Origin of the sequence: Streptomyces sp. NPDC048825, assembly GCF_043198355.1 — a bacterium.
GTDB lineage: Bacteria > Actinomycetota > Actinomycetes > Streptomycetales > Streptomycetaceae > Streptomyces > Streptomyces xiangluensis.
Genome location: NZ_JBICUR010000011.1, coordinates 158,348 through 183,825, shown reverse-complemented (window position 1 = coordinate 183,825; position 25,478 = coordinate 158,348). Strand labels below are relative to the sequence as shown.

Below are 25,478 nucleotides of genomic sequence, written 5' to 3'. Positions count from 1 at the left end.
GCCTCACCTATGCGGGAAGGTCACTCGGTGGCTCAGAGGGTGGCGCGCAGGTGGCTGACGGTGACGAAGTGGTAGCCCTGGGCGGTCAGTGCGCGCAGGATCTGCGGGACCGCTGCGACCGAGGTGGGGTGGATGTCGTGCATGAGGACGACGCCGTTGCGCTGCGTCTGGTCGATGACGGTCTGGGCGACCTTGGCCGCGTCGCGGTACTTCCAGTCCTCGGTGTCCACGTCCCACATCACCGGCGAGAGCGTGGTCGCGGCCTTCACCTTGGCGTCCATCGCGCCGTACGGCGGGCGGAAGGCAGAGGGAGCCTTGCCGGTGGCGGTCTTGATGGCGTCGCTGGTGCGGTTGAGCTGGGAGGCGATCTGCTCGGGGGTGAGGTTGGTGAGATCGGGGTGGTTCCAGGAGTGGTTGGCGACCTCGTGTCCGGCTTTCGCTTCGGCGCGCACCAGTTGGGGGTGGGCGGCGACGTTCTGGCCGGTGGTGAAGAAGGTGGCACGAGCCTCGTACTCCGCGAGGTAGGTCAGCAGGGTCCCGGTCTCCGGCGCCGCCGGTCCGTCGTCGAAGGTCAGCGCAATGCACTTGACCTTCTTGCAGTCGGTGTCGTTGTCGCCGGTGGCGGTGTGGGTCGGGACGGCCGGCTCGGGGACGTGGGCCGCACCCAGGTCGAGCGAACGGCTGGGCTTCACGGTCTGCCGCTGGACACGCTTTCCGAACCCTGACAGCCAGGGGGTGATCGTCTCCCTGGGCAGGGCCACGATGTAGGTCCCGGCGGGCGGGACGCCCACCTCGCCGCGATCGAAGGTCACCCGCAGTCCGCCGTCGGCGGTGAAGGCCATGTCGTCCAGGGCGGCGGTGATGGAGTCCTCGGAGAGCGTGGCGTCGAAGAGGTCGGGGTCGAAGCCTTCGCGGCCCTTGAGCTGATCCTTCAAGGCGGCGACAAAGGCGGCCCGGGAGTCTTCGGTGATGAGCCCGAGGGCCGTTTGGTACTCGCCGGCCTTGCCGTCGTACCAGTACGTCCTGGTCGACAGCCCGGGCCCGGCGCCGTCGGTGATCACCTCGCGCAGCTCGTCCGGGCTCATAGGCCCGACCAGCAGATTGGCCCGGGAGACGGCCTCGGCCAGCTCACGTCGGCCGGCGCAGTGCCCGTAGAAGTCACCACGAACCGCGATCACCACGTGCAGCCGGCTCTCCGGCCGTCGCGCGGCGAGCAGCAGATCCAGGAACCGGTCCCGTTCCTCGCGGTCGTGACACAGGGTGAACAGTTCCTCGAACTGATCGACGATCACCCAGGTTTCCCCGTCGCCATCCAGCGGGACGAGCGCCTTCTCATGCGTACGCGCGGGCCGCTCGCCCGGGGTGAGCACACGGATCATCGCCGGCCGCTCCGCCCCCGCCGCCTGTCGCAGTCTCGGAATCAGCCCCGCCCGCAGCAGCGACGACTTGCCGCTGCCGGACGGCCCGAACACCGCCGCGAACCGGTGCTCCTGCACCAGCTCCACCAGTCCGGCGACGAGCGCCTCCCGACCGAAGAACAGATCACTGTCACCCGGTTCGAAGCGGGCAAGCCCCCGATACGGCGGCCTCTCATCCGGCGAGGGTGCCCGGACTTCTGCGTCCGCCTCCCGCCAGCGCCGTTGCCACTCGTCGGGGTCGGCATCCAGTGCCTCGGCGTACGCCCGCACCACCGCCGGCGACGGCAGCTGCTCACCGGCCGCCGCCTGGGACAGTGCGGTAGGGGAGTAGCCCGCGCGCTTGGCCATCTCCCGGTACGGCGGCTTTCCGCCCTTCTCCCTAAGGACACGCAGCTCGTGGGCGAGCCGCTGTATGGGACCGGCATCGGGATCGACCGGCTTCTCGCGTCGTCCCACCGGGAGCACCTTTCACGCCTGACTCGAACAGCAGGCGTACAAGCTATGTCATCGACACTGATGCGTCGGCCATGCCACACAGCGGGACGGAGTGCTCGCAGGCCTTGCAACGGGCCTGCTGGCTTGGCCGCAGTTTCACGTGAAACATGAGGGCGCGAGATTCGAACCTGCAACGCCGGGACGGAGTGCCCGCCGGCACGGGCCGGCGGGCACTCCGGGTCTTCGGGCGCTCTGTGTGTCTTCGGCGCGGCAGCGTCTCAGCGCGGGCAATCAGCCGGTGTGAACGTGCGGCTCTCAGGGTCCTCACAGCCGCCCATCAGCTCTCTGACGGCTGCCCTCCCTAGGCTCCCCGCATGACGGGAAGCCACAGGAAGAAGACGATCACCCGGCGGCGTGCGCTCGCGGTCACCGGAGGCGGGGCAGCGGTCGGCGGGATCGCGATCGCCGGCTACCAGAGCGCGTTCGCCGGAGAGGCGACCACCGCTCAGACGGCCGCCGCGAGCGGGAGCGCGAGTGCGGACTCCAGCAGCGGTACGTGTGTCCTCATGTCCAGCGTCACGGAGGGGCCGTACTACCTGGACGGCGCCCTCGTACGGAAGGACATCAGCGAGGGCAAGAGCGGCGTCCCGCTCACCCTCCGCATCACCGTCCAGGACACCACCGAGTCCTGCGCCCCGGTCGCGGGCGCGGCGGTGGAGATCTGGCACTGCGACGCCTGGGGCTACTACTCCGGCTACACGACCGCCAACCCCGGCGGTTCCGCGCCCGCCGAGAGCGAGGACGGCTCGAGCGCCAACGACAAGACGTATCTGCGCGGCTACCAGATCGCGAACGCCAACGGGGTCGTCAAGTTCGAGACGATCTTCCCCGGCTGGTACACCCCGCGTACCTGCCACATCCACGTCAAGGTGCACACGGGTGGTGAGAAGGAGGACGGCATCTACGAGGGCGGCACGGTCAACTTCACCGGCCAGCTCTTCTTCGACGACGACATCGCCCAGCAGATCTTCGAGCTGGAGCCGTACTCCCAGCACTCCGGCAGCTACACAGGGCTCGACGACGACATGGTGTACGACGGCGGTGGCGCGTCCAGCGGCCTGCTCACCCTGGAGCCCGCGCAGAAGAAGGACGCCTCCAAGGGCTACAAGGGATACATCAGGCTGGGCATCGACCCGGACGCCGAGAACACCGGCGCAGGCGGTGGCGAGGGTGGCGGCGGTACGCCTCCGGGTGACGCGCCCAGCGACGCTCCGAGCGCTTCCGCGTCCTCCGCCACCTCCTCGTAAACGCTTACGCAAAGGCTTACGTCAATGAGCAACTCCCCGGACGAAACGCTGGCGCAGGCCGCCGTGACCGCCCTGACCAGGCAACTCGCGCTGGCCCCCAAGCCCGGACTGCCCGACCCACGCGATCTCGGGGCCCGCGCCACCGGACAGGACCACAGCTCCCTGCGCTGGTCGGCCAAGGCGCTGGCGCCCGGTCTGGCGGCGATGGCGGCCGCCGCCCGCCGCACCGGCTCGGCGACGCCCGGACTCCGCGCCGAACTGGGCGCGATCGGGCGGTCCACCGAGCACTCGGTGGGGCTTGCGGGCGGCGGCCACCGAGGGGCGCTGTGGGTGCTCGGCCTGCTGGTCGCCGCGGCCGCCCTGGAACCCCGGGCCACCGGCCGCGACCTCGCCGCGACCGCCAAGCGGCTCGCGGCACACCCCGACCGGAAGGCGCCGCGACGCCCCTCCCGCGGCTCCTCGGTCTCGGCGAAGTACGGGGCTCCTGGGGCGCGAGGCGAGGCTCGGGCCGGGTTCCCGCACGTACGGCGGGCGTTGGACGCGCTGGCCACGGCCCGCTCGGCGGGCGCCCCCGAGCAGTACGCCCGCCTCGACGCCCTGCTCACCGTCATGTCCACCCTTCAGGACACGGAGTTGCTGTACACGGCGGGCCCGCACGGCCTGCGGCACGTCCAGGCGGGCGCTCGTGGCGTCCTGGAAGCGGGCGGTACGTCCACGGAGGCCGGCCGCGCGGCCCTCGCCGCCTTCGACGACGACCTCCACGCGCGCGCGTGGAGCCCCCGCGGCAGCAGCGGGCTGCTCGCGGGGGCCCTGTTCCTGGACTCTCCCCTCACTCTCGGCTTCTCCCCCACTCTCGACTTCGCTCGCGCGGGGGGACCCCCATGAGCGGGTGACCCCTTCCGGTGGGGGTCAGTTCACCGACACGGGTTGCCTTACCTGCGGGGCGGTGGCCCGCCTTCCGGCCGCCCACCGCACCGCGGGCCCCATCCCGTACGAAGCCGCCAGCATGAGTCCGCCGAGGACCAGCCAGCCCGGCGGCCCCCACCCCACGAGCAGCGCCGTCAGCACCAGCGGGCCCGCCGTGCGCGCCATGGTTACGCCCGTACCGAAGAAGCCCTGGTACTCGCCGGTCCGGTCGGCCGGGGCGAGATCGAAGGAGAGCTGCCAGGAGCCCGCCGACTGCTGCATCTCGGCGACGACTTGAAGCACCGCGCCCGCGACCAGCACGCCCACCGTCACCCAGGTCGAGACGCCGGCCGACAGCGCGAACACCGCGCACGACCCCATCATCACCAGCCCCGAACGCCGCACCGCGCGCGTGGCCGACGCGAGGCCCGTCACCCCGCGTGCCATCCGCACCTGGAAGAGCATCACGGCACCGGTGTTGAGCACGAACAGTGCGGAGACCAGCCAGGCCGGGGCGTCGGTCCGCTCGGCGATCCACAGCGGGATGCCGAGGCTGAGCAGCGGCATCCGCAGCAGCAGCACGGTGTTGAGCAGCGTGACGAGCGCGTACGGGCGGTCGCGCAGCACTCCGAGGGCGTCGCCCCGGTCGCCCTGTCCGCGGCCCTGATCGGCACCCACGCGCACGTGCACGGGCTTCACGACCGGCAGCCGGAGCAGCACCCCCGCGCACAGCAGGAAGCTCACCGCGTCCAGCGCGAACACCCCGAGGTAGGCCTCCCTGGTCCCCACATGCAGCGCGAGCCCGCCGAGCCCCGCCCCCACCGCCAGGCCTGCGTTGAGCGTCGACTGGAGATGCGCAAGCAGCCCGGTCCGCTCCTCCCGGGACACCACCCCGGCTAGCAGCGCCTGCCGCGCCGCCGCGAGCCCCGACTGCGCCGCCGCGTAGCCGCACGCCGCGAGCACGAACGGCACAAAGCCACGAACGACGAGGAAGGAAGCCACCGCGAGGCCGGTCCCCAGCGCCAGCAGCACCGCCGCGCCACGCGGCCCGCGCCGGTCGGCGAGCCGCCCCAGGGGCACGCCCGCCAGTGACCCGGCCGCCCACGCGATGGTGAGCCCGAGGCCCACGCGCGCGGGGGCGAGTCCGACGACGTGGGTGAAATACAGGGCGGAGGTGACGTAGAAGGCGCCGTCTCCGACGGAGTTGCTCAACTGGGCCAGGGCCAGGACACGCTGCGGGCCCGCGGGCGGGAGAAGCGAGTTGGTCATGGGGACGACGCTATGGACGCAGTGGATCCCTCAACAGAACCAATCAGCTTGATACTTCGTGACCCAATTCCAGCGACCGCGTGCCCAGGCTCAGCCCTCCAGAACTCGCATGCCCGCCGCCTCAGCCTCCCAGCACGTGCGTGCCCCGCCTCAACTCCCCAGCACCCGCCCCAACACCTCCAACGCTTCCGGATAGACCCGCTCCCGAGGCGTCCCGTACCCGACCACCAACCCTTGTGGCCGCCCTTCCCGAGCCTCGTGCCAGTGCTCCCCGAGGCTCCCCACCGCGAGCCCTTCCTCGGCGGCCCGTGCGTGTACCGCACCCTCGTCCGCAACGTCCACCAGTGCGTGCAGCCCGGCCGCGATCCCGCGCACATTCCGACGCGCCCCCAGCCGGTCCAGCAGCTGATCCCTCCGCCGCCGGTACCGCAGTCGGCAGGCGCGTATGTGCCGGTCGTAGGCGTGGCTGGTGATCAGCTCGGCGAGGGCCAACTGGCCGATGGACTCGGTGTGATGATCGCTGTGCAGCTTGGCGTCGGCGACGGCGTCGACCAGGTGCGGCGGCAGCACCATCCAGCCGAGCCGCAGCGCGGGCCCGAGCGTCTTGGAGGCCGTCCCCAGGTAGACGACCTGTCCCGGTGCCATCCCTTGGAGTGCGCCCACGGGCTGTCTGTCGTAGCGGAACTCCCCGTCGTAGTCGTCTTCGACGATCAGCCCTCCACGCGCGCGTGCCCAGTCCGTGAGCGCTCGCCGCCGCTCCGGTTGAAGGGTCACTCCGGTCGGGTACTGGTGCGCGGGCGTGACGACGGCGGCTGCCGCGTCGCCCAACTCCTCGGCGCGGGCGCCCCGTTCGTCGACGCTCACAGGGGCCACGGATCCGCCGTTGTGCCGCACCACGTCCCGGTGGAAGGGCAGCCCGGGGTCCTCCATGGCGATCACCCCGGACCCCAGCACGCGCGTGAGGAGCGCGAGCCCCTGAACGTAACCGGACGTGATCACGATCCGCTCGGGCGGCGCGATCACCCCGCGCGCCCGCCCCAGATACCCCGACAAGGCGGTCCGCAGCTCGATGCGGCCGCGCGGATCGCCGTATTCGTAGGCCATGGAGGGCGCCGCCGCGATGGCCCGCCGCAACGCCCGCAGCCAGGCCGCCGCCGGGAACGTACCGACGTCCGGACTGCCGGGCCGCAGATCAAAACGGGGCGCACGCGCGCGTGCACCGTTCCCGGACGCGTCAAGGGACGTCGTGGGCAGCGCCGCCACTTCCGTCCCCGACCCCTGCCGAGCCGTCAGATAGCCCTCGGCGACCAGCTGGTCGTACGCCGCCTTCGCGGTCCCCCGCGAGACGCCCAGTTCGGCCGCCAGCCGCCGGGTCGCAGGCAGCCGCATCCCCGGAGCAAGCCGTCCGTCGCGTACGGCATCCCGCAGAGCCCGCTCGAGACCCGCCCGGCGCCCTGCCCGCGCGTCCGGCTCCAGATGCAGATCAACACCGACGCCCGACCAGAAGTCGTTCACCAAAGCCGCCCCCCTAGGCACACCAAAAGGCCGGGTACCCAGAAGGGCACCCGGCCATCGCTCTCGTATCAGCCCTTATAGGGAGGCCATTTCGGCCCCGCCTGACGTACTCGTGCGGTACTCGGGAAAAGTCAGCCCTTCAGGGACGCCATCCACGCCTCGACCTCGTCGGAGCGGCGCGGCAGCCCCGCCGAGAGGTTCTTGTTGCCGTCCTCGGTGACCAGGATGTCGTCCTCGATGCGGACACCGATGCCGCGGTACTCCTCGGGCACGGTCAGGTCGTCCGCCTGGAAGTACAGGCCCGGCTCGACCGTCAGGCACATGCCCGGCTCCAGCGTGCCGTCCACGTACGTCTCCGTCCGCGCCGCCGCGCAGTCGTGGACGTCCAAGCCGAGCATGTGACCGGTGCCGTGCAGCGTCCAGCGGCGCTGCAGCCCAAGCTCCAGCACGCGCTCCACGGGCCCCTCGACCAGGCCCCACTCGACGAGCTTCCCGGTCAGCACGCGCTGCGCGGCGTCGTGGAAGTCGCGGTACTTGCCGCCCGGCTTCACGGCCGCGATACCGGCCTCCTGGGCTTCGTACACGGCGTCGTAGATCTTCCTCTGGATCTCGCTGTACGTCCCGTTGATCGGCAGCGTGCGCGTCACGTCGGCCGTGTAGAGCGAGTGGGTCTCCACGCCCGCGTCCAGCAGCAGCAGGTCCCCGGAGCGAACGGGACCGTCGTTGCGCACCCAGTGCAGCGTGCAGGCGTGCGCGCCGGCCGCGCAGATGGATCCGTAACCGATGTCGTTGCCCTCGACCCGCGCGCGCAGGAAGAAGGTGCCCTCGATGTAGCGCTCGCTGGTCGCCTCGGCCTTGTCGAGAACCCGTACGACGTCCTCGAAGCCGCGCACGGTCGAGTCGACGGCCTTCTGCAGCTCGCCGGCCTCGAACGCGTCCTTGACCAGCCGGGCCTCCGAGAGGAAGACCCGCAGCTCCTCGTCGCGCTCGGCGGTCACCTTGTCGGTGAGCGCCGCCTCGATCCCGGCGTCGTAGCTGCGCACGACACGGACCGGTCCGGCCGCCTCGCGCAGCTTGTCGGGCAGCTCGCGGACGTCGGCGGCGGGGATGCCGTACAGCTGCCCGGCCTCGGCCAGGGAGTGGCGGCGGCCGACCCAGAGCTCGCCGTGCCCGGAGAGCCAGAACTCGCCGTTCTCCCGGTCCGAGCGCGGCAGCAGGTAGATCGTCGCCTTGTGGCCGTCGCCCTTGGGCTCCAGGACGAGGACGCCGTCCTCGGTGAGGTTGCCGGTGAGGTACGCGTACTCGACGGAGGCGCGGAAGGGGTACTCCGTGTCGTTCGAGCGCGTCTTCAGGTTGCCTGCGGGAATGACCAGCCGCTCGCCCGGGAAGCGCGCTGAAAGCGCGGCGCGGCGGGCGGCGGTGTACTCGGCCTGGGGGATGCGCTCCAGGCCGTGCAGCTCGGTGTCGGCCCAGCCGGATTTCATGTTCTCGGCGAGTTCGTCGGACACGCCGGGGTACAGACCGTTCTTGCGCTGCTTGATCGGCTCTTCAGACTCGTCCCCAGTCTCCGGAGTGAGCTCTTCGGCCACGATCATCCTCCTAGATACGGCACTGGACCCCCTCCATCGTACGGTCGTACGGGAGGGGGCCCAGGGGGCGGAAGTCCTTTTGCGTGGCCTACGGGCACTCACTCGAAGCATGCCGCCAGCAGCACGACGTCCTCCCGTCCGTCAGCCGCGTCGAGCTCCTGCGGCAGCACCGTCCGCAGCACATGGTCAGCGAGTGCCCCCGGATCCGCACGCATCGCCCTGGGCACGCTTGCCGCCGCCGCGTGCAGTCGCGCGAAGGCCCGGTCCGTGGGGTCGCCGGTGCGCTGGAGCAGACCGTCCGTGTACAGCAGAACCGTCTCTCCTGGCGCTGCCCGGAACTCCACGCTCGGCGCCTCCCAGCAGGCGAGCATGCCCAGCGGCGCCGACAGCGACGTCTCCACGAACTCCGTGCGCCGCTCACCGATCACCAGCGGCGGGCAGTGCCCGGCACCGGCCATCGTGATCTTGCGCGAGGCGGGCTCGCAGTACGCGAACAGGGCGGTGGCGCTACGGGCGGGCTCGGTCAGCCTGAGGAGCAGTTCCAGATCGGACAGGACGGCGACGGGGTCCTCGCCCTCCATCACGGCGTACGCCCGCAGGGACGCCCTCAGCCGTCCCATGGCGGCCACCGCGCTGGGCCCCGACCCCGTGACGGACCCGACCGCGAGACCGAGCGCGGCGTCCGGCAGGGGCAGTGCGTCGAACCAGTCGCCGCCGCCGCGCGGACCGGTGCGATGCCGGGCGGCGAGCTGGACGCCGAAGACCCGGGGCAGCCGCGAGGGCAGCAGCTCCTCGGTGATCGTCGTCATGGACGCGCGCGTGCGTTCCAGTTCGACCAGCCGGGCCAGGTGCTCGGCCGCGTACCGGGCGTACAGACCCACGAGGTGCCGCTGCCGCTCGACCGGCTCGGCGGGCTCGTCGTACAGCCAGACGGCGGCGCCAAGGCGGCCCGCCGTCTCGGTGGACAGTGGGAGCGCGTAACTCGCGGCATAGCCGAGGCGGGCGGCCACCTCGCGGTGACGAGGGTCGAGCCCGTCCTCGGAGAGCAGATCGGGCTGCGCGATCTCGCCCTCGCCACCGGGCAGTCCGTCCAGGATCTTCCCGTACGACATACAGCTGCGCGGGACCGTCTCGATGTGACCGAGATCGGCGCGGGCGAGGCCCAGGCCGATGGTCGCGTCCGGGCCGAGGCCGTCACCCGGCTCCATGACGACGAGTCCGCGCCGGGCACCCACGAGGGCGGCTCCCGCGCGCAGAAGTTCATGAAGTGCGTCACTCAGGCATGCCGTGCGAACCATCCGCTCGGTCAGCTCGTGCAGTGTCGTGAGATCGGACACCCAGCCGGCGAGACGGTCCTGGAGAACGGCTCCTGGGGGGTTTGGAGAAGGGGCCGAAGAGGTACCCGGGGCGGCAGACGCGGGCGCGACAGTGTGTGTGGGTGCCGGAACAGTTGAATCGATTCCGGCCACTTTCGGAAGGTGAGGGGCGTTCATGGCGTCCGGCTTTCCGACCGGTGCGTATTGCTCAAAAGCATCGCAAACCCCCATGTCATTCTGCGCCGCTAGCAGTGTCTCCACATGTACACGTACTCGTGAGGGGATGTCCAGCATTGTCCTGCTGGGATTCCTGGTGTCCGATGGGGAGCTTGAGAAAAGCAAAGTTGGCTTAAAACTGCCTCGGGTTACGGTGTATTGCGGTCGACTGGCCTTGTTCGACGGAGCGTCACAGCGGTCGTGATGGGTACGTACTCGGTGAAGGCCAGGGGTGGTTGGGATCGTCCCGGAACCTGGCGACGGACCCGGGCGTCTTAACCACCGACGACCGTGCCCCATCCTCCCGTGGCGGAGGCGGCAAGCAACACGCGGGACAGCAAGCGCCAGGCGCCGCCACCCCCACGCCATGCCCATGCTGTTGATAGGCGCAGTATGGACGCGGACGCACTCAAGGCTTGACCCATAGGGGTTCCCCTTGTCCTGGACAGGGGTGTGATGCGCCAGTAGGTACGCACAGTGAAGTGATCGACACATGGTGTGATGTGGTCCTCGGTGTTGCCAGGCGTGCAACGGAAAGGAACGAGCGCTCATGCGCGAGATCCTCGGAAGGCGACGCAGGCTCCTTTCCAGGCGAAACAATGGAAGGCCTGAGATGCTCGGCGCGGCCCTGACATTCGCGACCGCATGGCAGTGGCCCGTACTCCCCGGCGTCGCGCCGGACCCGCAGGGGCGGGCCCGCTGCGGGTGCCCCGATCCGGAGTGCACAGTTCCAGGTGCTCACCCCTTCGACCCCGCTCTCCTCGCGGCGACCACCGACGAGCGCATGGTGCGCTGGTGGTGGACGAACCGCCCCGCGGCGCCGATCGTCCTCGCCACCGGCGGCCAGGCACCCTGCGCGGTGAGCCTGCCGGCGCTCGCCGCCTCCCGCGCGCTCGGGGCGCTCGACCACATGGGCATGCGCCTCGGCCCGGTGATCGCTTCCCCCACCCGTTGGGCGCTGCTCGTGAAGCCGTACTCCTTCGAGCAGCTGGGTGAGTTGCTGTACGCCAAGGACTTCGTACCCGGCTCACTGCGCTTCCACGGAGAGGGCGGCTATCTCGCGCTTCCCCCGTCCGAGACCGGACAGGGCCAGATCCGCTGGGAGCGGGCGCCGCTGCCCGGCTCGGCGGCGCCCTGGGTGCCCGATGTGGAGGCCGTCGTGGACGCCGTGGTGGAGGCCCTCACTCGTCCGGGTGTGAGCGCACCCGAGTTGTAGGGGAATCGGGCGCGCGGCGAACCGAGCGCCCCCTCTTGGTCGTTATCGTCCCTTTCATGCTGCGTTTCTCCGGAGGGCGACCCCCGGGCTTCCGAAGAGTTCGTCTGCCGGCGCTGACGGGCGTCGTCGCGCTCGCGGCCACGCTGCCGCTGGCCGTGGCCTCCGCCGGGCCCGCGGGTAAGGAGAGTCCCGCAGTCGTACGTACATCCGAACACGTCGACGACAAGGCGGCCGCATCGCGCAGCGGCCCCGCCGAGAGTCCGCAGTGGCTCGGCCTGGATCCCGCGAGCACCTCCCGCTGCGGGCCCGAACTCGCCTCCCCCGACGGCATCGAGGCGCAGACCTGCGTGTTGACCCGGGGGCGGGACACCTGGGCGCGTACGTACTACCGCAACGCGACCGGCGACGACCTCGCCGCCGTACTGACCCTCATGGCACCCGGCAGCCGTACCGTCCGGATGCACTGTGCGGTGGGCGCGGACGACGAGCCGGGGGCGTGCGAGACGCCTCGGGAGCGCACAGTGGGGGACGCGCGGGCGTACGCGGCGGTCGTGGAATTCGCGGCAAGTACCGACGGGCCTCTGTTGCTGCGCTCGGGGAGCGACTCGGCTGCATAGGGATCAACTCGCCTGTGGGGAGGGCGGGTTGGGGCGCTCGCAGAAGGCGGGCCGGAAGCCGGAAACAGAAAGACCCGGTTGCTGGCGACGGGGGATGCACCAGCAACCGGGCTATTGAACGGTAACAAGAGATCGGCGGTTCGCAAATTCGATCTCGGCTATTCGGACACCGAATTTCCTGTCGCGACAGGGGGGTGTGACAGGAGTCACCGGTTCCGCGAGATCTCTGGCGGCTGACCGGTCGGTCAGCCGCAGACGGGGTGTCGAACGGGCGTCAACTCAGCGTGACCTGGCGGTTGGTGAGGCCGCCACGCGCCCGGCGCTCGTCCGCGGTGAGCGGTGCTTCGGTGGCCAGTGCGGCGGCGAGCCGCTCGGCGAATTCGGCGGCCGGCTTCTCGATGTCCTCCGCGGTGACACCGGTCGGCAGATCCCAGACCGGCACCGTGAGGCCGTGCGCTCGGAAGGAACCCACGAGACGGGTGCCTTCTCCGAGGTTCGACCGGCCGGCCGCGTGCAGCCGCGCGAGCGCGTCCAGAAGCTGCTCCTCGGCGTGCGGCATGACCCAGCGCAGATGGTTCTTGTCCGGGGTCTCGCACCAGTACGCGGCGTCGACGCCCGACAGCTTCACCGTCGGGATGGCGGCGGCGTTGGCGCGCTCCAGGGACGCGGTCACGTCCGGGGTCGCGTTCTCCGCTTCCGGGACCCAGAACTCGAAGCCCGAGTGCACCACGGGATCGAACGCGCCCTTGGGGTCGAGGAGATCCTGCAGCCGCGGCCCGTCCGCCGGGGCACGCCGGCCCTGGACGGGAGTGCCGGGCTCGGCGGTCAGCGCTCGCTGAAGGGTGTCGGCGAGGTCGCGGCTGATGTCGCCGGAAAAGGTGTCGTTCTGGAGGCCGATCATCACGGAGCCGTCGTCGCGGCGCAGCGCGGGCCACGCCATTGGCAGAACGGTCGCGAGCGTGACCGAAGGAACACCCTCCGGTAGGGACCCCTTGAGCGTCAGCTCGACCGTGGCCGCGGGCACCAGCTCGCGCAACGCGACCCAGTCGCACTCGCCCGGCAGCCCCTCGAACGGGCGCTGCACCAGCTCGGTCACGGCATGCGACGCGCTCCGCCCGTGACACGCCTTGTAGCGGCGGCCACTGCCACAGGGGCAGGGCTCACGGGCTCCCACAACCGGGATGTCGCCGTCCTGCTGCTGCGGCTGCCTGGCCTTCGTCTGGGATCGCTTCTTGGCCATCGTGGGTTTCTCCCGGTTACGGCTTGTCTCGTACGGGCGCGAGCCTAGCCGCTCGTACGAGGACCGACGGGAACCTGTGGACAACCTGCCGGCCTGTCGAGTCGTCCCGTAACCGGTGTTTCAGACCGACCGGTGCTTCGGCCAGACCGGCGCCTCAGCTCAAGTCGTCGAATGCGTCCCCGAAGTCCAGGTCGGGTATCGCGGACACCGCCGGAGCCGTGATGCGCGCCGCGAAGTCGTTGCGCCGGCGCTCCGTGTGTGCGTCATGTGCGTCCTTCTGGACGACCACCCACACCGTGACCTCGCCCTGGACGTCGTCCCTGACGCCCCAGTCGTCGGCCAGCGCGGTGATGATGTTCAGCCCACGGCCGCCGTGTGCGGTGACCGAGGGCGTGGCCGGAACCGGGCGGGTCGGACCACCGCCGTCCGTCACCTCGACGGTCAGCCGTCCGCCCGGGTCCACCCGCCATGCGGCCCGGACATCCCCGTCCCCCGCCAGCGCGTCGCCCAGCGGCCGGCCGTGCCGGCACGCGTTGCTCAACAATTCAGAAAGGATCAGTACGGCATCGTCGATGACCGCTTCCGCCACGCCACCGGAGCGCAACTGATCGCGCATCCGCTGTCTTGCTTCCCCCACGCCCGCAGGGCCATGGGGTACGGCCATGCTCGACGACGTGGGCACCTCCTGTGCCACCACCAACGCCACCCCCGAGACCTCCTTCGCCCCACGCCACGGTGTGGATGCCCCCCTGGACTGGACCGGAAACCGGCCAATGCACATGCAGTGACGCACTCGTAACTCTCGAACACGGACCGAACGCGCCGGAGCACTCCCCGTAATGCCATGGCCGGATTTCGACGGTCTGGCCGAGGCCCGCGGACCTCGCAGGTCAACGGCCCAGCTGGCGCAGTACCGCGCGCGGGCGGTTGGTGATGATGGCGTCGACACCCAACTCGACGCAGAGGTCGACGTCTTCGGGTTCGTTCACGGTCCATACGTGAACTTGGTGTCCGGCCCGCTTCAGGCGCTCGATGTACGGCGGGTGGTTGCGCACGATCCGCATGGACGGGCCCGCGATCCGGACACCCACGGGCAGGCGTCCGTCGCGCAGCCGGGGCGAGAGGAACTGGAGCAGATAGACCGTCGGCAGTGTCGGGGAAGCCGCCCGTACGCGGTGCAGCGAGCGCGCCGAGAAGCTCATGACGCGCACGGGCGATTCGGCGGCGGAGGCCGGGGCGTCCAGGCCGAAGCGCTTCAAGAGGTACAGCAGACGCTCCTCGACCTGGCCCGCCCAGCGGGTGGGGTGTTTCGTCTCGATGGCCAACTCCACGGGGCGGCCGGCGTCGGCGACGAGCTCAAGGAGGCGCTCGAGCGTCAGGACGGACTGCTGCTCCCAGGATGGCGGCCGTTGCTGCTCCCAGTCGGGCGCCTCGTCCTGGTTCTTCCAGGAGCCGAAGTCCAGGGCGGCGAGGTCGGCGAGCTCCAGGGCGGAGACGGCGCCGCGGCCGTTGGAGGTGCGATTGACGCGGCGGTCGTGGACACAGACGAGGTGGCCGTCCGCGGTCAGCCGTACATCGCACTCCAGGGCGTCCGCCCCGTCCTCGATCGCCTTCTCGTACGCGGCCAGGGTGTGCTCCGGGGCTTCTTCGGAGGCGCCGCGATGGGCGACCACCTGAATCAGGTGCTGTCGTGCGTGGGTCACCGCGTCATGGTGCCACCGCGCGCGCGTGGTTGCGTCATGCTCCCCACGCGCGTGGGTACGCGCTAGAGGCGGCGGCCCAGGAGCTGCGGTGGTTATGTCGGACTGGTCCCATGTAAGGGAAGGAAGTCCGGGCCTTCAGGTACAAAGGAAGGTCCCGGACCCACAGGCACCGCTTATGGCGCCCTGACGTCCCGTGGGAAAAGCTGACGGCATACAAGGAAGTACCTGCACAGCTGAATCGCGCCGGATCGCGTTCCCGTATGAGCAGGTATGAGTGAGCAAGACCGAGCGCGACCGGAAGAAACAGCAGTGGTGGATCGAGAGGAAGAGCTGTGAGCACCGAGAACGAGGGCAACAACGAGGGCAACGCGGTACCCCCCGCCCCGTCCGCCCCTCCTGTGCCGGTGGACGCTCCCGCTGCTTCCACGCATCCGGAGCATGGGGCTCCACCGCGGCCGGGGCCCCATCCTGGATCTCAGGAGGGCGATGCGACGGCCGTGCTGCCGCCTGTGCCCTCCGGAACGACCGACGGCGCAAGTGCCGTCCCCGGTGCGGAGCCGGGCGCCTGGCCCCCTCCGCCTCCGCCGGCCACGCCCGCGTATGCGAACGGCTCTGGAGCCGGCTGGGGATCCACGTACCAGCAGCCCGCGCCCAAGTCCGGCGGCGGCCGTGGCGGCCTGATCGCCGCGGTCCTGGTGGCTGCGCTCGTCGCGGGCGGCGTGGGCGGCGGCATCGGCTACTGGGCGGCCGACAGCAACGACTCCTCCACGGGCTCGACCACGGTGTCCGCATCGCAGAGCGGCGGCGACTTCAAACGCGACGCGGGCACGGTCGCGGCCATCGCCAACCAGGCGCTCCCCAGCACCGTCACCATCGAGTCGGAGAGCGGCAGCGGCGAGGGCGGCACGGGCACCGGCTTCGTCTTCGACAAGCAGGGCCACATCCTCACCAACAACCACGTGGTGGCGGAGGCGGTCGACGGCGGCAAGCTCTCCGCGACCTTCCCCAACGGCAAGAAGTACGACGCCGAGGTGGTCGGCAACGCACAGGGCTACGACGTCGCGGTCATCAAGCTCAACAACGCGCCCGCGGACCTGAAGCCGCTGCCGATCGGCAACTCCGAGAAGGTGGCCGTCGGCGACTCCACGATCGCGATCGGCGCGCCCTTCGGTCTGTCCAACACGGTGACCACGGGCATCATCAGCGCCAAGAACCGCCCGGTGGCCTCCAGTGACGGCAGCTCCAGCGGCAAGGCCTCGTACATGAGCGCCCTGCAGACCGACGCCTCGATCAACCCGGGCAACTCCGGCGGTCCGCTCCTGGACGCGAACGGCTCGGTGATCGGCATCAACTCCGCCATCCAGTCCGCGAGCAACGGCCTGGGCGGCACCGGTCAGTCCGGCTCCATCGGCCTGGGCTTCGCGATCCCGATCAACCAGGCGAAGAACGTCGCCCAGCAGCTGATCAGGACCGGCCAGCCGGTCTACCCGGTGATCGGCGCCTCGGTCTCCCTCGAGGAGGGCACCGGAGGCGCGAGGATCACCGAGAAGGGCGCGGGCGGCGCGGACCCGGTCGAGCAGGGCGGCCCCGCCGACAAGGCCGGTCTCAAGCCGGGCGATGTCATCACCAAGATCGACGACACGGCGATCGACAGCGGCCCCGCCCTGATCGGCGAGATCTGGACCCACCAGCCCGGCGACACCGTCACGCTCACGTACACCCGCGACGGCAAGACCAACACGACCGAGGTCGCCCTCGGCGAACGAGAGGGCGACAGCTGACCCGCCACTGACCCGCCACGCCGGCTGACCCGTTAGTCTTGATCCCGCGCCGATCTCTGGTCGGCGCGGGGTGGGTTGCCCGAGCGGCCTAAGGGAACGGTCTTGAAAACCGTCGTGGCAGCGATGTCACCGTGGGTTCAAATCCCACACCCACCGCCGCAGGTCAGAAGGGGTGTCTCTCTGTGAGAGACACCCCTTCTGCGTGCACCCTCGGGAGCCTCGCCCCTCCCTCACCCCTGTCGGCCACCCACCAGGCGCCGGGCCGACCCCACCGTCGACCTTGCCTCCCGCTCCGAAAGGCCCACCTGGAGCGCAGCGTCCACCAGCGGTTCGACGAGTTCGTCGCCGATGCCGTTCTCGTACGCCCGGCAGGCCGCCCAGAACAGGCGGGTGTTGCGTTGGCCCTCATGGGCGGTGGCGACGAACTGGACCAGGCCCTGGCCGTGCCCGCCCGTTGAGGAGGGTGTGGGGTGGTGCGTCCTGGGCGGGGGTGTGAGCAGGCGCAGGAGGGCGCGTGGGCAGGGTGCGGGCGCCAGGTGGGAGGTACCAGGAGCCGTGCTGTAGACGCCGTGCGCGGAGCGCGAGCCGGGGCCGACGAGGTAGCCGCCGGCGCCGCGGATGTCGATGCCGGGGGCGAGACGGCCCGCCGAGTTGGGGACGACGACGTCGGGTGGGCCGGACAGCCACAGGTGGCGGCCGCCGCTGGGGGTCAGGACGACGACCGTCTCCGGGATCGTGAACAGGTGGCGCAGGGCGAGTTCGCGCAGCGCCGCCGAGGAGTCGGTGCCCGATTTGGTGTCGAGGTCGATGCCGACGAGGTGGTGTGGCTCAAGACCGCAGGCGATGCCGTAGCCGGTGGCCCAGGGGGCGGCGGCGAAGAGCTCGCGAATGCGTTCCGGTTCGGTCGAGGCGTCGTACACACCGTGCCCGAAGCGACCGCACTCCCCGTGGCAGGGCGGCGCTGTCGGGTCGTCGCGGTGTGGGGAGCGCAGCGCCGGGAGCTTGGTTCGGGACAGTGGGATGACGGCCAGTCCGCGTTCGGCGGCTGACAGCGCGTGTGCAAGGGCCAGCGTCGTGGCCTGCCGGTCGATGGTGGCCATGACTCCATGTTCGTACGCGTGTTCGAAAAAGGGAAGAGGGGGCGGCCTTGTAGAGGCGGTTGGGCCTCGGTTTCGACGGGGTGTTTCCGGTGACCTTGACAGTCCCCAGGATCTGACGGACAGTCAGAAATCCTTGTTCGTACGAGGTCCGGGAGGGCCGTCGTCGTGCACCTCGCCCCCACCGAGCGCCAGCGACGGCTGCGCGCCGAACTCCGTACGTACTTCCGGGACCTGATGCCTGACGGGCCGCCGCGCGCCACTGATTCGGGTCGGCAGCGGGCGCTTCTTCGGCGCATCGGTGCCGACGGCTGGCTGGGGCTGGGCTGGCCGGTGGCGTACGGAGGTCAGGGGCGCGGCGCCGATGAGCAGTTCGTGTTCTTCGACGAGGCCTACCGGGCGGGCGCACCCGTCTCCATGGTCACGCTGAACACGGTCGGGCCGACGCTGATGAAGTACGGGACCGAGGAGCAGAAGGACTTCTTTCTGCCGCGGATTCTGCGGGGGGACGTCGTGTTCGCGATCGGGTACTCGGAGCCGTCGGCCGGGACCGACCTCGCCTCGTTGCGGACGCGCGCCGTGCGCGACGGCGGGGACTGGATCGTCGACGGGCAGAAGGTCTTCACCTCCAACGCGCAGAACGCCGACTGGATCTGGCTCGCCTGCCGCACCGACTCGGACGCGCCCAAGCACCAGGGCATCTCGATCCTGCTCGTGCCCACCGACGCCCCAGGTTTCTCATGGACGCCGATCGAGACGGTGGGCGGGCTGACCACGACGGCCACGTACTACGACGGGATCCGCGTTCCGGAGGGCAATCTCGTCGGCGAGGAGAACGGCGGCTGGGGTCTCATCACCAACCAGCTCAACCACGAGCGGGTCGCGCTCGCGGCGATCGGCATGCAGGCCGAGGACTTCTACGCCGCCGCACTGACCGCGGCCCGTACGCCCGATCCGGTGACCGGGCGGCGCAGAGTTGACGAGCCGTGGGTGCGATCGAGACTGGCCGAGGCGCATGCCCGGCTGGCGGCATCGCGCCTGCTCAACTGGCGTTTGGTGGGGGATGTCGGGGCCGGTCGGCTGGCGCCCGGCGATGCGAGCGGCGTGAAATTCGCGGGAACCGAATCGACGGTCGCGGTGTATCGAATGTGTCAGGAAATTGTGGGAGCGGACGGGTTGATCCGCTCGGGTTCGCCGGGTGTGTTCGGGGACGGCGAGCTGGAGCGGATGAACAGAGCGGCGCAGATCAACACGTTCGGGGGCGGGGTGAGCGAGGTGCAGCGGGAGATTGTGGCGACGATGCGGCTCGGGATGACGAGGGGGCGGCGGTGAGCGAGGAGTCCGGCGGGGACCTCGACGCACGGCTGAAGGCGTACGAGGGACGGGCGGCAGCGGTAGCGGGCGTGGGCAAGGACCCGGTCAACGAGCCGATGATCCGGCACTGGTGCGAGGCGATGGGAGACAGAAATCCGGCGTATGCGGGGCCGAATGCCATAGCTCCGCCGACCATGCTCCAGGCGTGGACCATGGGGGGACTCTCCGGGCATAAGGACCGGTCGAAGGCGTACGACAAACTGCTCGGTCTGCTCGACGACGCCGGTTACACCTCCGTAGTCGCCACCGACTGCGAGCAGGAGTATCTGCGCCCGCTGCGGCCGGGAGACGAGATCACCTTCGACTCGGTGGTCGAATCGGTCTCCGCGCGCAAGACGACCAAGCTGGGCACGGGCTATTTCGTCACGACGCGAATGGATGTACGGGCAGGGGGCCAGCCGGCGGGGACACATCGCTTCCGGATCTTCAAGTACGCACCTGCGATCCGGAGACCAAGGACTCCGGAAGATGCGTCACCGGCGACCGAGGCGGCGGCTTCGGAGGCCTCGACGGTGTCACGGCCCCGGCGTCCCCGTCCTGTCGTCAACCGTGACAACGCCGGTTTCTGGGAGGGCGTGGCCCGGCACCGGCTGCTGATCCAGCGCTGCGACGGGTGCAAGACCCTGCGCTTTCCCTGGCTGCCGGGGTGCAACGCGTGCGGGTCACTGGAGTGGGACACGGTCGAGGCGAGCGGCGAGGGGATCGTGTACTCGTACGTCGTGATGCACCACCCACCCTTCCCGGCCTTCGATCCTCCCCATGCGGTCGGGCTGATCGAACTCGCCGAGGGCGTGCGGATGATCAGCAACGTGGTGGGAGTGCCGCACGACGAGGTGCGGATCGGGATGCCGGTACGCCTCGAATACGAGCGGGCGGACGAGGAGTTGGAGCTGCCGGTCTTCCGTGCTGTCGGAGCCGTCGAGGGGAGTGGGGGCTGACATGGACTTCACACCCACACAGGAGCAGGCGGCGGCCCGTGAGCTGGCCGCGCGAATCTTCGGCGACCTGTCCACGCCCGAGCGGCTCGCCGCCGCCGGGACGGGCAGTGATGCCGAGCTGTGGAAGGCGCTGTGCGAGGCCGGGCTGCTGGCCGCCGTGGAGGAGATAGGGCTCCTCGGGCTGGTGCTCCTGTTGGAGGAACAGGGGCGGACGACGGCCCAGGTGCCGTTCGCGGCGAGCTGTGTGTACGGGCTGTTGGCGGTGTCGGCACATGGTTCGGCGGAGCAGCGGGAGCGGCTGCTGCCGGGCATCGGGGACGGGACAGCGGTGGTGAGCGGGGCGCTGTGCGAAGCGGCTGTACGGGAGGAAAGGCCCGGGGAGTTGAGCGGCACCGTCGCCGCAGTGCCGTGGCTCCGCGACGCCACCCATGTCCTGGTCGTGGACGACAAGCGCCGACTGTGGCTGGTGCGGAGCACAGACGCGGAGTGCACTCCCGTCGAGCTGACGGCGCCCTGGTCTGCGGGGCGGCTGACGCTGGACGGCACGCCGGCAGAGCGGCTCGGCGAGGGGGCGTACGAGAGCGGGGTGCGCCGGGACGGGGCGCACGAGGGCAGGCCGTACGACGACGTACTCGCCACCGCGCGTACCGCCTTCGCGGGGCTGCAGGCCGGAGTGTGCGCGGGTTCGCTGGCTCGGGCGGTGGAGCACACCAATACCCGCGAGCAGTTCGGGCGGCCGCTTGCGGCCAAGCAGGGGGTCCAACTCCGGGCAGCGGATTCGTACATGGACACGGAGGCGATACGGGTCACGGCGTACGAGGCGGCCTGGCGACGTGACGAGAGGCTGGAGTACGCCAGTCATGCGTTGACCGCCGCGTGGTGGGCCTCGGAGGCGGGGCAGCGCGTGGTGCACACGGGCCAGCATCTACACGGCGGCATGGGGGCCGACCTCGACCATCCTGTGCACCGGCACTTTCTGTGGGGGCGGCAACTGGACGCGTATCTGGGATGCGGGAGCGAAGTGCTCCAGGAACTGGGGGAGTTGATCGTGCACGGAGAGGGCGAGGGAGAGGGAACGGGGGTGGTGGAGGCATGAGCGCCGGTGCCGGGCAGATGGTCTGTGTCGGTGATGAGCTGCCGTCGCTGGAGATCGAGATCACCCGCACGCTCATCGTCGCCGGGGCCATCGCGTCGCGCGACTACCAGGACGTACACCACGACGCGGAGCTCGCACGGCAGAAAGGCTCGCCGGACATCTTCATGAACATCCTGACGACCAATGGTCTGGTCGGCCGCTACATCACGGACCACTTCGGTCCCACGGCGGTTCTCCGCAGAGTGGCGATCAGACTGGGGGTACCCAACTACCCCGGCGACACGATGGCGTTGACCGGCACGGTCGAGGAGGTCACGGAGGTCGAAGGCGAGGATGCCGTGGGCAAGACGGTCACGGTGAGGGTGGTCGGGGCCAATGGCATAGGCAAGCACGTCACGGGGACGGTGACCGTGACGGTCCCGGGCGGTGCGGACGGGCTGGGCCGGTCATGAGCGTACGGACGAGGGACACGCTCGGCGGACGGGCGGCGGTCGTGGGGATCGGGGCCACCGAGTTCTCCAAGGACTCGGGGCGCAGTGAGCTGCGGCTGGCGGTGGAGGCGGTGCGGGCCGCGCTCGACGACGCGGGGCTCACGGCGGCCGATGTGGACGGGATGGTGACGTTCACGATGGACACCAGCCCGGAGATCACGGTTGCCCAAGCCGCCGGTATGGGGGAGCTGTCCTTCTTCTCACGGATCCACTACGGCGGCGGGGCGGCCTGCGCAACCGTTCAGCAGGCCGCGCTCGCGGTGGCGACGGGGGTGGCCGAGGTCGTGGTCTGCTACCGGGCGTTCAATGAGCGGTCGGGGCGGAGATTCGGGTCCGGGGTGCAGCGACGGGAGCCGTCGGCCGAGGGTGCGGCGCTCGGCTGGGGCCTGCCGTTCGGGCTGCTCACACCTGCCTCCTGGGTGGCGATGGCGGCGCAGCGCTATCTGTACACGTATGGGCTGACGTCAGAGGCGTTCGGGCAGGTCGCGGTCGTGGACAGGAAGTATGCGGCGACCAACCCGGCGGCGTACTTCCACGGCAGGCCGATCACGCTCGCCGACCATGCCGCCTCGCGCTGGATCGTCGAGCCGCTGCGGTTGCTGGACTGCTGCCAGGAGACTGACGGCGGACAGGCCCTGGTCGTCACCTCCGTGGAGCGGGCGCGAGACCTGCCGCATCCGCCGGCGGTGATCACGGCGGCGGCCCAGGGCGCCGGCCGGAGACAGGAGCAGATGACCAGCTTCTACCGGGACGATCTGACGGGGCTGCCGGAGATGGGGGTGGTGGCGCGGCAGTTGTGGCGTACGTCCGGGCTGACGGCGGCCGATATGGATGTGGGGATTCTGTACGACCACTTCACGCCGTTCGTGCTGATGCAGCTGGAGGAGTTCGGGTTCTGCAAGCCGGGTGAGGCGGCGGACTTTGTCGCTGAGGAGCGGCTGCCGCTCAACACACACGGGGGACAGCTCGGGGAGGCGTACCTGCACGGGATGAACGGCGTGGCGGAGGCGGTACGGCAGCTGCGTGGGACGTCCGTGAACCAGATATCCGACGCCCGCCGGGTGCTGGTCACGGCGGGCACGGGGGTTCCTACGTCCGGGCTGATTCTCGGGGCGGATGACGGAGGCTGAAAACGGGGCGATTCCCGCGGGGGCTACTCCCCACTGCCGAGTGCCTGAGCCTTCCGTACTCCTACGGAACCGCGCGGCGCCGCCCTGTACTACTCCTGTGGGAGGGGTCTCTCAGGGGTGGACCCTCAGGGGTGCGGGCTGTCACGTCCACCTCCAGGAGGTGGAGGTAGCACCACTCCTACAACCTGAGGCGGACAAGGCTTCAGGACCTCCGGCCGATCCGCTCGAGTAGGGGGCGATTCTAGCGTGGAGCCATGACCACACCCGTCTGCACCAGCGCTTCGAACGCCGCTACGCCAAGGGCGGGAACCCTCGCGTATCCGTCGTTCGCGTCGTACGTGAAGGCCCGCCAGCCCGTGCTGCTGCGTACCGCGCGCTCGCTGACCGCGAACCCCAGCGACGCCGAGGATCTGCTGCAGACCGCACTGACGAAGACGTATGTCGCGTGGGAGCGGATCGAGGACCACCGGGCTCTCGACGGCTACGTCCGCCGGGCGCTGCTGAACACGCGGACGTCGCAGTGGCGGAAGCGGAAGGTCGACGAGTTCGCGTGTGAGGAGCTTCCGGAGCCGCAGGCTCCGCCGGCCGGGGATCCGGCGGAGCAGCAGGCGCTTCACGATGCGATGTGGCGCGCGATCATGAGGTTGCCGGCGCGGCAGCGGGCGATGGTCGTCCTGCGGTACTACGAGGACCTGAGCGAGGCCCAGACGGCGGAGGTGCTCGGTGTTTCGGTCGGCACTGTCAAGTCGGCGGTGTCGCGTGCGCTCGGCAAGTTGCGTGAGGACCCGGAGCTGGACCCCGTTCGCTGACGGGTGCGGCGTCGTCGCCAGGGCTCGGCCCCTGGCCCCCGTATCTGCCTGACGGCCTCGTCCTCGAACGCGCCCCGCTCTTGGCTTCTCCGCCACGGCGGGCTGACTGGCGCTCGGCCGTCTCACAAAGCCCTGCCTTGCCACGGAAGCCCTGCACACCCACGTGATCGATCATCCCGGTACTAGTGACATACCGCGCGGTATGTGCGCACAATCAGCCCCAAACCTTTCACGCCACCGCGCAGGCAATGTCGCCCCGGGAGGACGCCGTGCAGAGCACGATGCAGGACGTACCGCTGCTGATCTCGAGGATCCTGACCCACGGGTCAACCATCCACGGTTCATCGCAGGTGATCACGTGGACCGGCGAGGGGGAGCCGCACCGGCGTTCCTTCGCCGAGATCGGGGCGCGGGCCGCCCGGCTGGCGCACGCCCTGCGGGAGCTCGGAGTCGAAGAGGGACAGCCCACGGGCACCTTGATGTGGAACAACGCCGAGCACGTCGAGGCGTACTTCGCGATCCCCTCCATGGGCGCGGTGCTGCACACGCTCAATCTCCGTTTGCCCCCGGAGCAGCTGGCCTGGATCGTGAACCACGCCGCCGACCGTGTGGTGATCGCCAACGGTTCGCTGTTGCCGCTGCTCGCGCCGTTGCTGCCGCATCTGAAGTCGGTCGAGCATGTGATCGTCTCGGGTCCCGGAGACCGTTCGCTGCTGGACGGGGCGTCGGTCCAGGTGCACGAGTACGAGGAACTGATCGCGGACAAGCCGGAGACGTACGACTGGCCGGAGCTGGACGAACGCCGGGGCGCGGCCATGTGCTACACCTCCGGGACAACGGGTGACCCGAAGGGTGTCGTCTTCTCCCACCGTTCCGTCTATCTGCACTCCATGCAGATCAACATGACGCAGTCCATGGGTCTCACCGACCAGGACACGTCCCTCGTCGTGGTCCCGCAGTTTCATGTGAACGCCTGGGGGGTGCCGCACGCGACGTTCATGACCGGTGTGAACATGCTGATGCCGGACCGTTTTCTCCAGCCGGGCCCGCTCGCCGAGATGATCGAGAGCGAGAAGCCGACGCACGCCGCCGCTGTCCCCACCATCTGGCAGGGGCTGCTCGGGGAGCTCAAGGCCAAGCCGCGGGACGTGAGTTCGCTGACGCAGGTCACCATTGGCGGCTCCGCCTGCCCGCCCTCCCTCATGACGGCCTTCGACGAGCTGGGCATGCGCGTCTGCCACGCCTGGGGCATGACGGAGACCTCCCCTCTCGGCACGATCGCCCGGCCGCCGGCCCATGTAGTCGGTACGGACGAGGAGTTCGCGTACCGCCTCACGCAGGGCCGTTTCCCCGCGAGCGTCGAGGCCCGGCTGACTGGCCCCGGCGGCGAGCGGCTGCCCTGGGACGGCGAGTCCGCCGGCGAGCTGGAGGTACGCGGTCCATGGATCGCGGGCGCGTACTACGGCGGCCATGGCGCCACCGAAGCCCTGCGCCCCGCCGACAAGTTCAGCGAGGACGGCTGGCTCAAGACCGGTGACGTCGGCACGATCAGCCCCGACGGCTTCCTGACTCTCACCGACCGCGCCAAGGACGTCATCAAGTCGGGAGGGGAGTGGATCTCGTCGGTGGAGCTGGAGAACGCGCTCATGTCCCACCCCGACGTCGCCGAGGCCGCAGTAGTCGCTGTGCCCGACGAGAAGTGGGGCGAACGCCCGCTGGCCACCGTCGTCCTCAAGGAGGGCGCCACCGCCGACTTCAACACCCTGCGAGCCTTCCTCGCCGACGAGGGCAGGATCGCCAAGTGGCAGCTCCCCGAGCGCTGGACGGTCATCGAGGCGGTGCCGAAGACCAGCGTCGGCAAGTTCGACAAGAAGGTGCTGCGCAGGAAGTACGCCGCGGGCGATCTGGACATCACGCAGATCTGACAGGTCCGACGGCTTTGAGCGCCGCTATCTGAGTTGGTCGGTATGTGAGCCGGGGCGCTGTTTCACGTGAAACAGCGCCCCGGCTCACAT

At 70.1% G+C, this 25,478-nt stretch carries 22 protein-coding genes and 1 tRNA gene; 14 read left to right on the top strand and 9 right to left on the bottom strand.

Annotated features, from left to right (window positions below):
- Positions 1-32: 32 nt before the first annotated feature.
- Positions 33-1,874, bottom strand: coding sequence for a polysaccharide deacetylase family protein (locus ACGFNK_RS26130; protein ID WP_393419689.1), 1,842 nt, complete (start codon positions 1,872-1,874; stop codon positions 33-35).
- 353 nt (positions 1,875-2,227) lie between these two features.
- Here ACGFNK_RS26130 and ACGFNK_RS26125 point away from each other — a divergent pair, with 353 nt between their 5' ends.
- A complete protein-coding gene (locus ACGFNK_RS26125) occupies positions 2,228-3,160 on the top strand; it encodes an intradiol ring-cleavage dioxygenase (RefSeq protein ID WP_393419687.1) in 933 nt (310 codons plus the stop codon).
- 24 nt (positions 3,161-3,184) lie between these two features.
- Entirely contained in the window at positions 3,185-4,045 is an 861-nt protein-coding gene (locus ACGFNK_RS26120) for a triphosphoribosyl-dephospho-CoA synthase (RefSeq protein ID WP_393419684.1), read from the top strand.
- A gap of 24 nt (positions 4,046-4,069) precedes the next feature.
- On the opposite strand, the gene ACGFNK_RS26115 is transcribed toward ACGFNK_RS26120, so the two are convergent.
- From ACGFNK_RS26115 to ACGFNK_RS26100, 4 genes are all read right to left on the bottom strand, one after another.
- On the bottom strand, positions 4,070-5,335 hold the full coding sequence (locus ACGFNK_RS26115) for an MFS transporter (protein ID WP_393419682.1): 1,266 nt from the start codon (positions 5,333-5,335) through the stop codon (positions 4,070-4,072).
- A 150-nt stretch (positions 5,336-5,485) separates the two neighbouring features.
- Positions 5,486-6,850 carry a PLP-dependent aminotransferase family protein gene (locus tag ACGFNK_RS26110; protein WP_393419681.1) on the bottom strand — a complete coding sequence of 455 codons (1,365 nt, stop codon included), beginning with the start codon at positions 6,848-6,850 and terminating at the stop codon, positions 5,486-5,488.
- A gap of 131 nt (positions 6,851-6,981) precedes the next feature.
- Positions 6,982-8,439 carry an aminopeptidase P family protein gene (locus ACGFNK_RS26105; protein WP_393419679.1) on the bottom strand — a complete coding sequence of 486 codons (1,458 nt, stop codon included), beginning with the start codon at positions 8,437-8,439 and terminating at the stop codon, positions 6,982-6,984.
- A gap of 98 nt (positions 8,440-8,537) precedes the next feature.
- Entirely contained in the window at positions 8,538-10,049 is a 1,512-nt protein-coding gene (locus ACGFNK_RS26100; RefSeq protein WP_393419677.1) for a PP2C family protein-serine/threonine phosphatase, read from the bottom strand.
- A gap of 472 nt (positions 10,050-10,521) precedes the next feature.
- On the opposite strand from ACGFNK_RS26100, the gene ACGFNK_RS26095 reads away from it, so the two are divergent.
- Positions 10,522-11,187: a bifunctional DNA primase/polymerase gene (locus ACGFNK_RS26095; RefSeq protein ID WP_393419675.1), complete on the top strand. Its 666-nt coding sequence runs from the start codon at positions 10,522-10,524 to the stop codon at positions 11,185-11,187.
- 56 nt (positions 11,188-11,243) lie between these two features.
- Complete coding sequence (locus ACGFNK_RS26090) at positions 11,244-11,804, top strand: hypothetical protein (protein WP_393419673.1); 561 nt, start codon at positions 11,244-11,246, stop codon at positions 11,802-11,804.
- Positions 11,805-12,078: 274 nt separating this feature from the next.
- On the opposite strand, the gene ACGFNK_RS26085 is transcribed toward ACGFNK_RS26090, so the two are convergent.
- The gene (locus ACGFNK_RS26085) at positions 12,079-13,044 is read right to left on the bottom strand and encodes a DUF5926 family protein (RefSeq protein ID WP_393419670.1); all 966 of its coding nucleotides are present in this window, start codon (positions 13,042-13,044) and stop codon (positions 12,079-12,081) included.
- Positions 13,045-13,198: 154 nt separating this feature from the next.
- Positions 13,199-13,750: an ATP-binding protein gene (locus ACGFNK_RS26080; protein ID WP_393419668.1), complete on the bottom strand. Its 552-nt coding sequence runs from the start codon at positions 13,748-13,750 to the stop codon at positions 13,199-13,201.
- Here ACGFNK_RS26080 and ACGFNK_RS26075 point away from each other — a divergent pair.
- Positions 13,707-13,832 (top strand): hypothetical protein, encoded by a 126-nt coding sequence (locus ACGFNK_RS26075; protein ID WP_268979219.1) that lies wholly within the window; start codon positions 13,707-13,709, stop codon positions 13,830-13,832. The two genes, ACGFNK_RS26080 and ACGFNK_RS26075, sit on opposite strands and share 44 nt — an antisense overlap.
- Before the next feature lie 102 nt (positions 13,833-13,934).
- On the opposite strand, the gene ACGFNK_RS26070 is transcribed toward ACGFNK_RS26075, so the two are convergent.
- Entirely contained in the window at positions 13,935-14,747 is an 813-nt protein-coding gene (locus ACGFNK_RS26070; RefSeq protein WP_393419666.1) for a glycerophosphodiester phosphodiesterase, read from the bottom strand.
- 332 nt (positions 14,748-15,079) lie between these two features.
- Here ACGFNK_RS26070 and ACGFNK_RS26065 point away from each other — a divergent pair, with 332 nt between their 5' ends.
- A complete protein-coding gene (locus ACGFNK_RS26065) occupies positions 15,080-16,528 on the top strand; it encodes a S1C family serine protease (protein WP_393419664.1) in 1,449 nt (482 codons plus the stop codon).
- 69 nt (positions 16,529-16,597) lie between these two features.
- A tRNA-Ser gene (locus tag ACGFNK_RS26060) sits at positions 16,598-16,684 on the top strand.
- Between the two features lie 74 nt (positions 16,685-16,758).
- On the opposite strand, the gene ACGFNK_RS26055 is transcribed toward ACGFNK_RS26060, so the two are convergent.
- Positions 16,759-17,628 (bottom strand): bifunctional DNA primase/polymerase, encoded by an 870-nt coding sequence (locus ACGFNK_RS26055; protein ID WP_393419662.1) that lies wholly within the window; start codon positions 17,626-17,628, stop codon positions 16,759-16,761.
- Positions 17,629-17,793: 165 nt separating this feature from the next.
- Between ACGFNK_RS26055 and ACGFNK_RS26050 the strand changes: the two genes are divergently transcribed.
- From ACGFNK_RS26050 to ACGFNK_RS26020, 7 genes are all read left to right on the top strand, one after another.
- Complete coding sequence (locus ACGFNK_RS26050) at positions 17,794-18,957, top strand: acyl-CoA dehydrogenase family protein (RefSeq protein WP_393419660.1); 1,164 nt, start codon at positions 17,794-17,796, stop codon at positions 18,955-18,957.
- Positions 18,954-19,937 carry a bifunctional MaoC family dehydratase N-terminal/OB-fold nucleic acid binding domain-containing protein gene (locus ACGFNK_RS26045; RefSeq protein WP_393419657.1) on the top strand — a complete coding sequence of 328 codons (984 nt, stop codon included), beginning with the start codon at positions 18,954-18,956 and terminating at the stop codon, positions 19,935-19,937. Before ACGFNK_RS26050 ends, ACGFNK_RS26045 begins: the two co-directional genes overlap by 4 nt.
- A gap of 1 nt (position 19,938) precedes the next feature.
- On the top strand, positions 19,939-21,033 hold the full coding sequence (locus ACGFNK_RS26040) for an acyl-CoA dehydrogenase family protein (RefSeq protein ID WP_393419655.1): 1,095 nt from the start codon (positions 19,939-19,941) through the stop codon (positions 21,031-21,033).
- Entirely contained in the window at positions 21,030-21,485 is a 456-nt protein-coding gene (locus tag ACGFNK_RS26035) for a MaoC/PaaZ C-terminal domain-containing protein (protein ID WP_393419653.1), read from the top strand. Before ACGFNK_RS26040 ends, ACGFNK_RS26035 begins: the two co-directional genes overlap by 4 nt.
- A complete protein-coding gene (locus ACGFNK_RS26030; RefSeq protein ID WP_386340292.1) occupies positions 21,482-22,654 on the top strand; it encodes a lipid-transfer protein in 1,173 nt (390 codons plus the stop codon). Before ACGFNK_RS26035 ends, ACGFNK_RS26030 begins: the two co-directional genes overlap by 4 nt.
- 254 nt (positions 22,655-22,908) lie before the next feature.
- Complete coding sequence (locus tag ACGFNK_RS26025) at positions 22,909-23,463, top strand: SigE family RNA polymerase sigma factor (RefSeq protein ID WP_386340295.1); 555 nt, start codon at positions 22,909-22,911, stop codon at positions 23,461-23,463.
- 248 nt (positions 23,464-23,711) lie between these two features.
- Complete coding sequence (locus tag ACGFNK_RS26020; RefSeq protein ID WP_393419651.1) at positions 23,712-25,388, top strand: long-chain fatty acid--CoA ligase; 1,677 nt, start codon at positions 23,712-23,714, stop codon at positions 25,386-25,388.
- The last annotated feature ends 90 nt before the right edge of the window (positions 25,389-25,478 follow it).

Excerpts from the sequence above, each read along its gene's own strand:
- ACGFNK_RS26095 (WP_393419675.1), top strand. The coding sequence starts at position 10,522 with ATGCGCGAGATCCTCGGAAGGCGACGCAGGCTCCTTTCCAGGCGAAAC.
- ACGFNK_RS26115 (WP_393419682.1), bottom strand. The coding sequence starts at position 5,335 with ATGACCAACTCGCTTCTCCCGCCCGCGGGCCCGCAGCGTGTCCTGGCC.
- ACGFNK_RS26100 (WP_393419677.1), bottom strand. The coding sequence starts at position 10,049 with ATGCTGGACATCCCCTCACGAGTACGTGTACATGTGGAGACACTGCTA.
- ACGFNK_RS26075 (WP_268979219.1), top strand. The coding sequence starts at position 13,707 with ATGCTCGACGACGTGGGCACCTCCTGTGCCACCACCAACGCCACCCCC.
- ACGFNK_RS26035 (WP_393419653.1), top strand. The coding sequence starts at position 21,030 with ATGAGCGCCGGTGCCGGGCAGATGGTCTGTGTCGGTGATGAGCTGCCG.
- ACGFNK_RS26120 (WP_393419684.1), top strand. The coding sequence starts at position 3,185 with ATGAGCAACTCCCCGGACGAAACGCTGGCGCAGGCCGCCGTGACCGCC.
- ACGFNK_RS26055 (WP_393419662.1), bottom strand. The coding sequence starts at position 17,628 with ATGGCCACCATCGACCGGCAGGCCACGACGCTGGCCCTTGCACACGCG.
- ACGFNK_RS26020 (WP_393419651.1), top strand. The coding sequence starts at position 23,712 with ATGTCGCCCCGGGAGGACGCCGTGCAGAGCACGATGCAGGACGTACCG.
- ACGFNK_RS26090 (WP_393419673.1), top strand. The coding sequence starts at position 11,244 with ATGCTGCGTTTCTCCGGAGGGCGACCCCCGGGCTTCCGAAGAGTTCGT.
- ACGFNK_RS26030 (WP_386340292.1), top strand. The coding sequence starts at position 21,482 with ATGAGCGTACGGACGAGGGACACGCTCGGCGGACGGGCGGCGGTCGTG.
- ACGFNK_RS26085 (WP_393419670.1), bottom strand. The coding sequence starts at position 13,044 with ATGGCCAAGAAGCGATCCCAGACGAAGGCCAGGCAGCCGCAGCAGCAG.
- ACGFNK_RS26040 (WP_393419655.1), top strand. The coding sequence starts at position 19,939 with ATGGACTTCACACCCACACAGGAGCAGGCGGCGGCCCGTGAGCTGGCC.
- ACGFNK_RS26125 (WP_393419687.1), top strand. The coding sequence starts at position 2,228 with ATGACGGGAAGCCACAGGAAGAAGACGATCACCCGGCGGCGTGCGCTC.
- ACGFNK_RS26025 (WP_386340295.1), top strand. The coding sequence starts at position 22,909 with ATGACCACACCCGTCTGCACCAGCGCTTCGAACGCCGCTACGCCAAGG.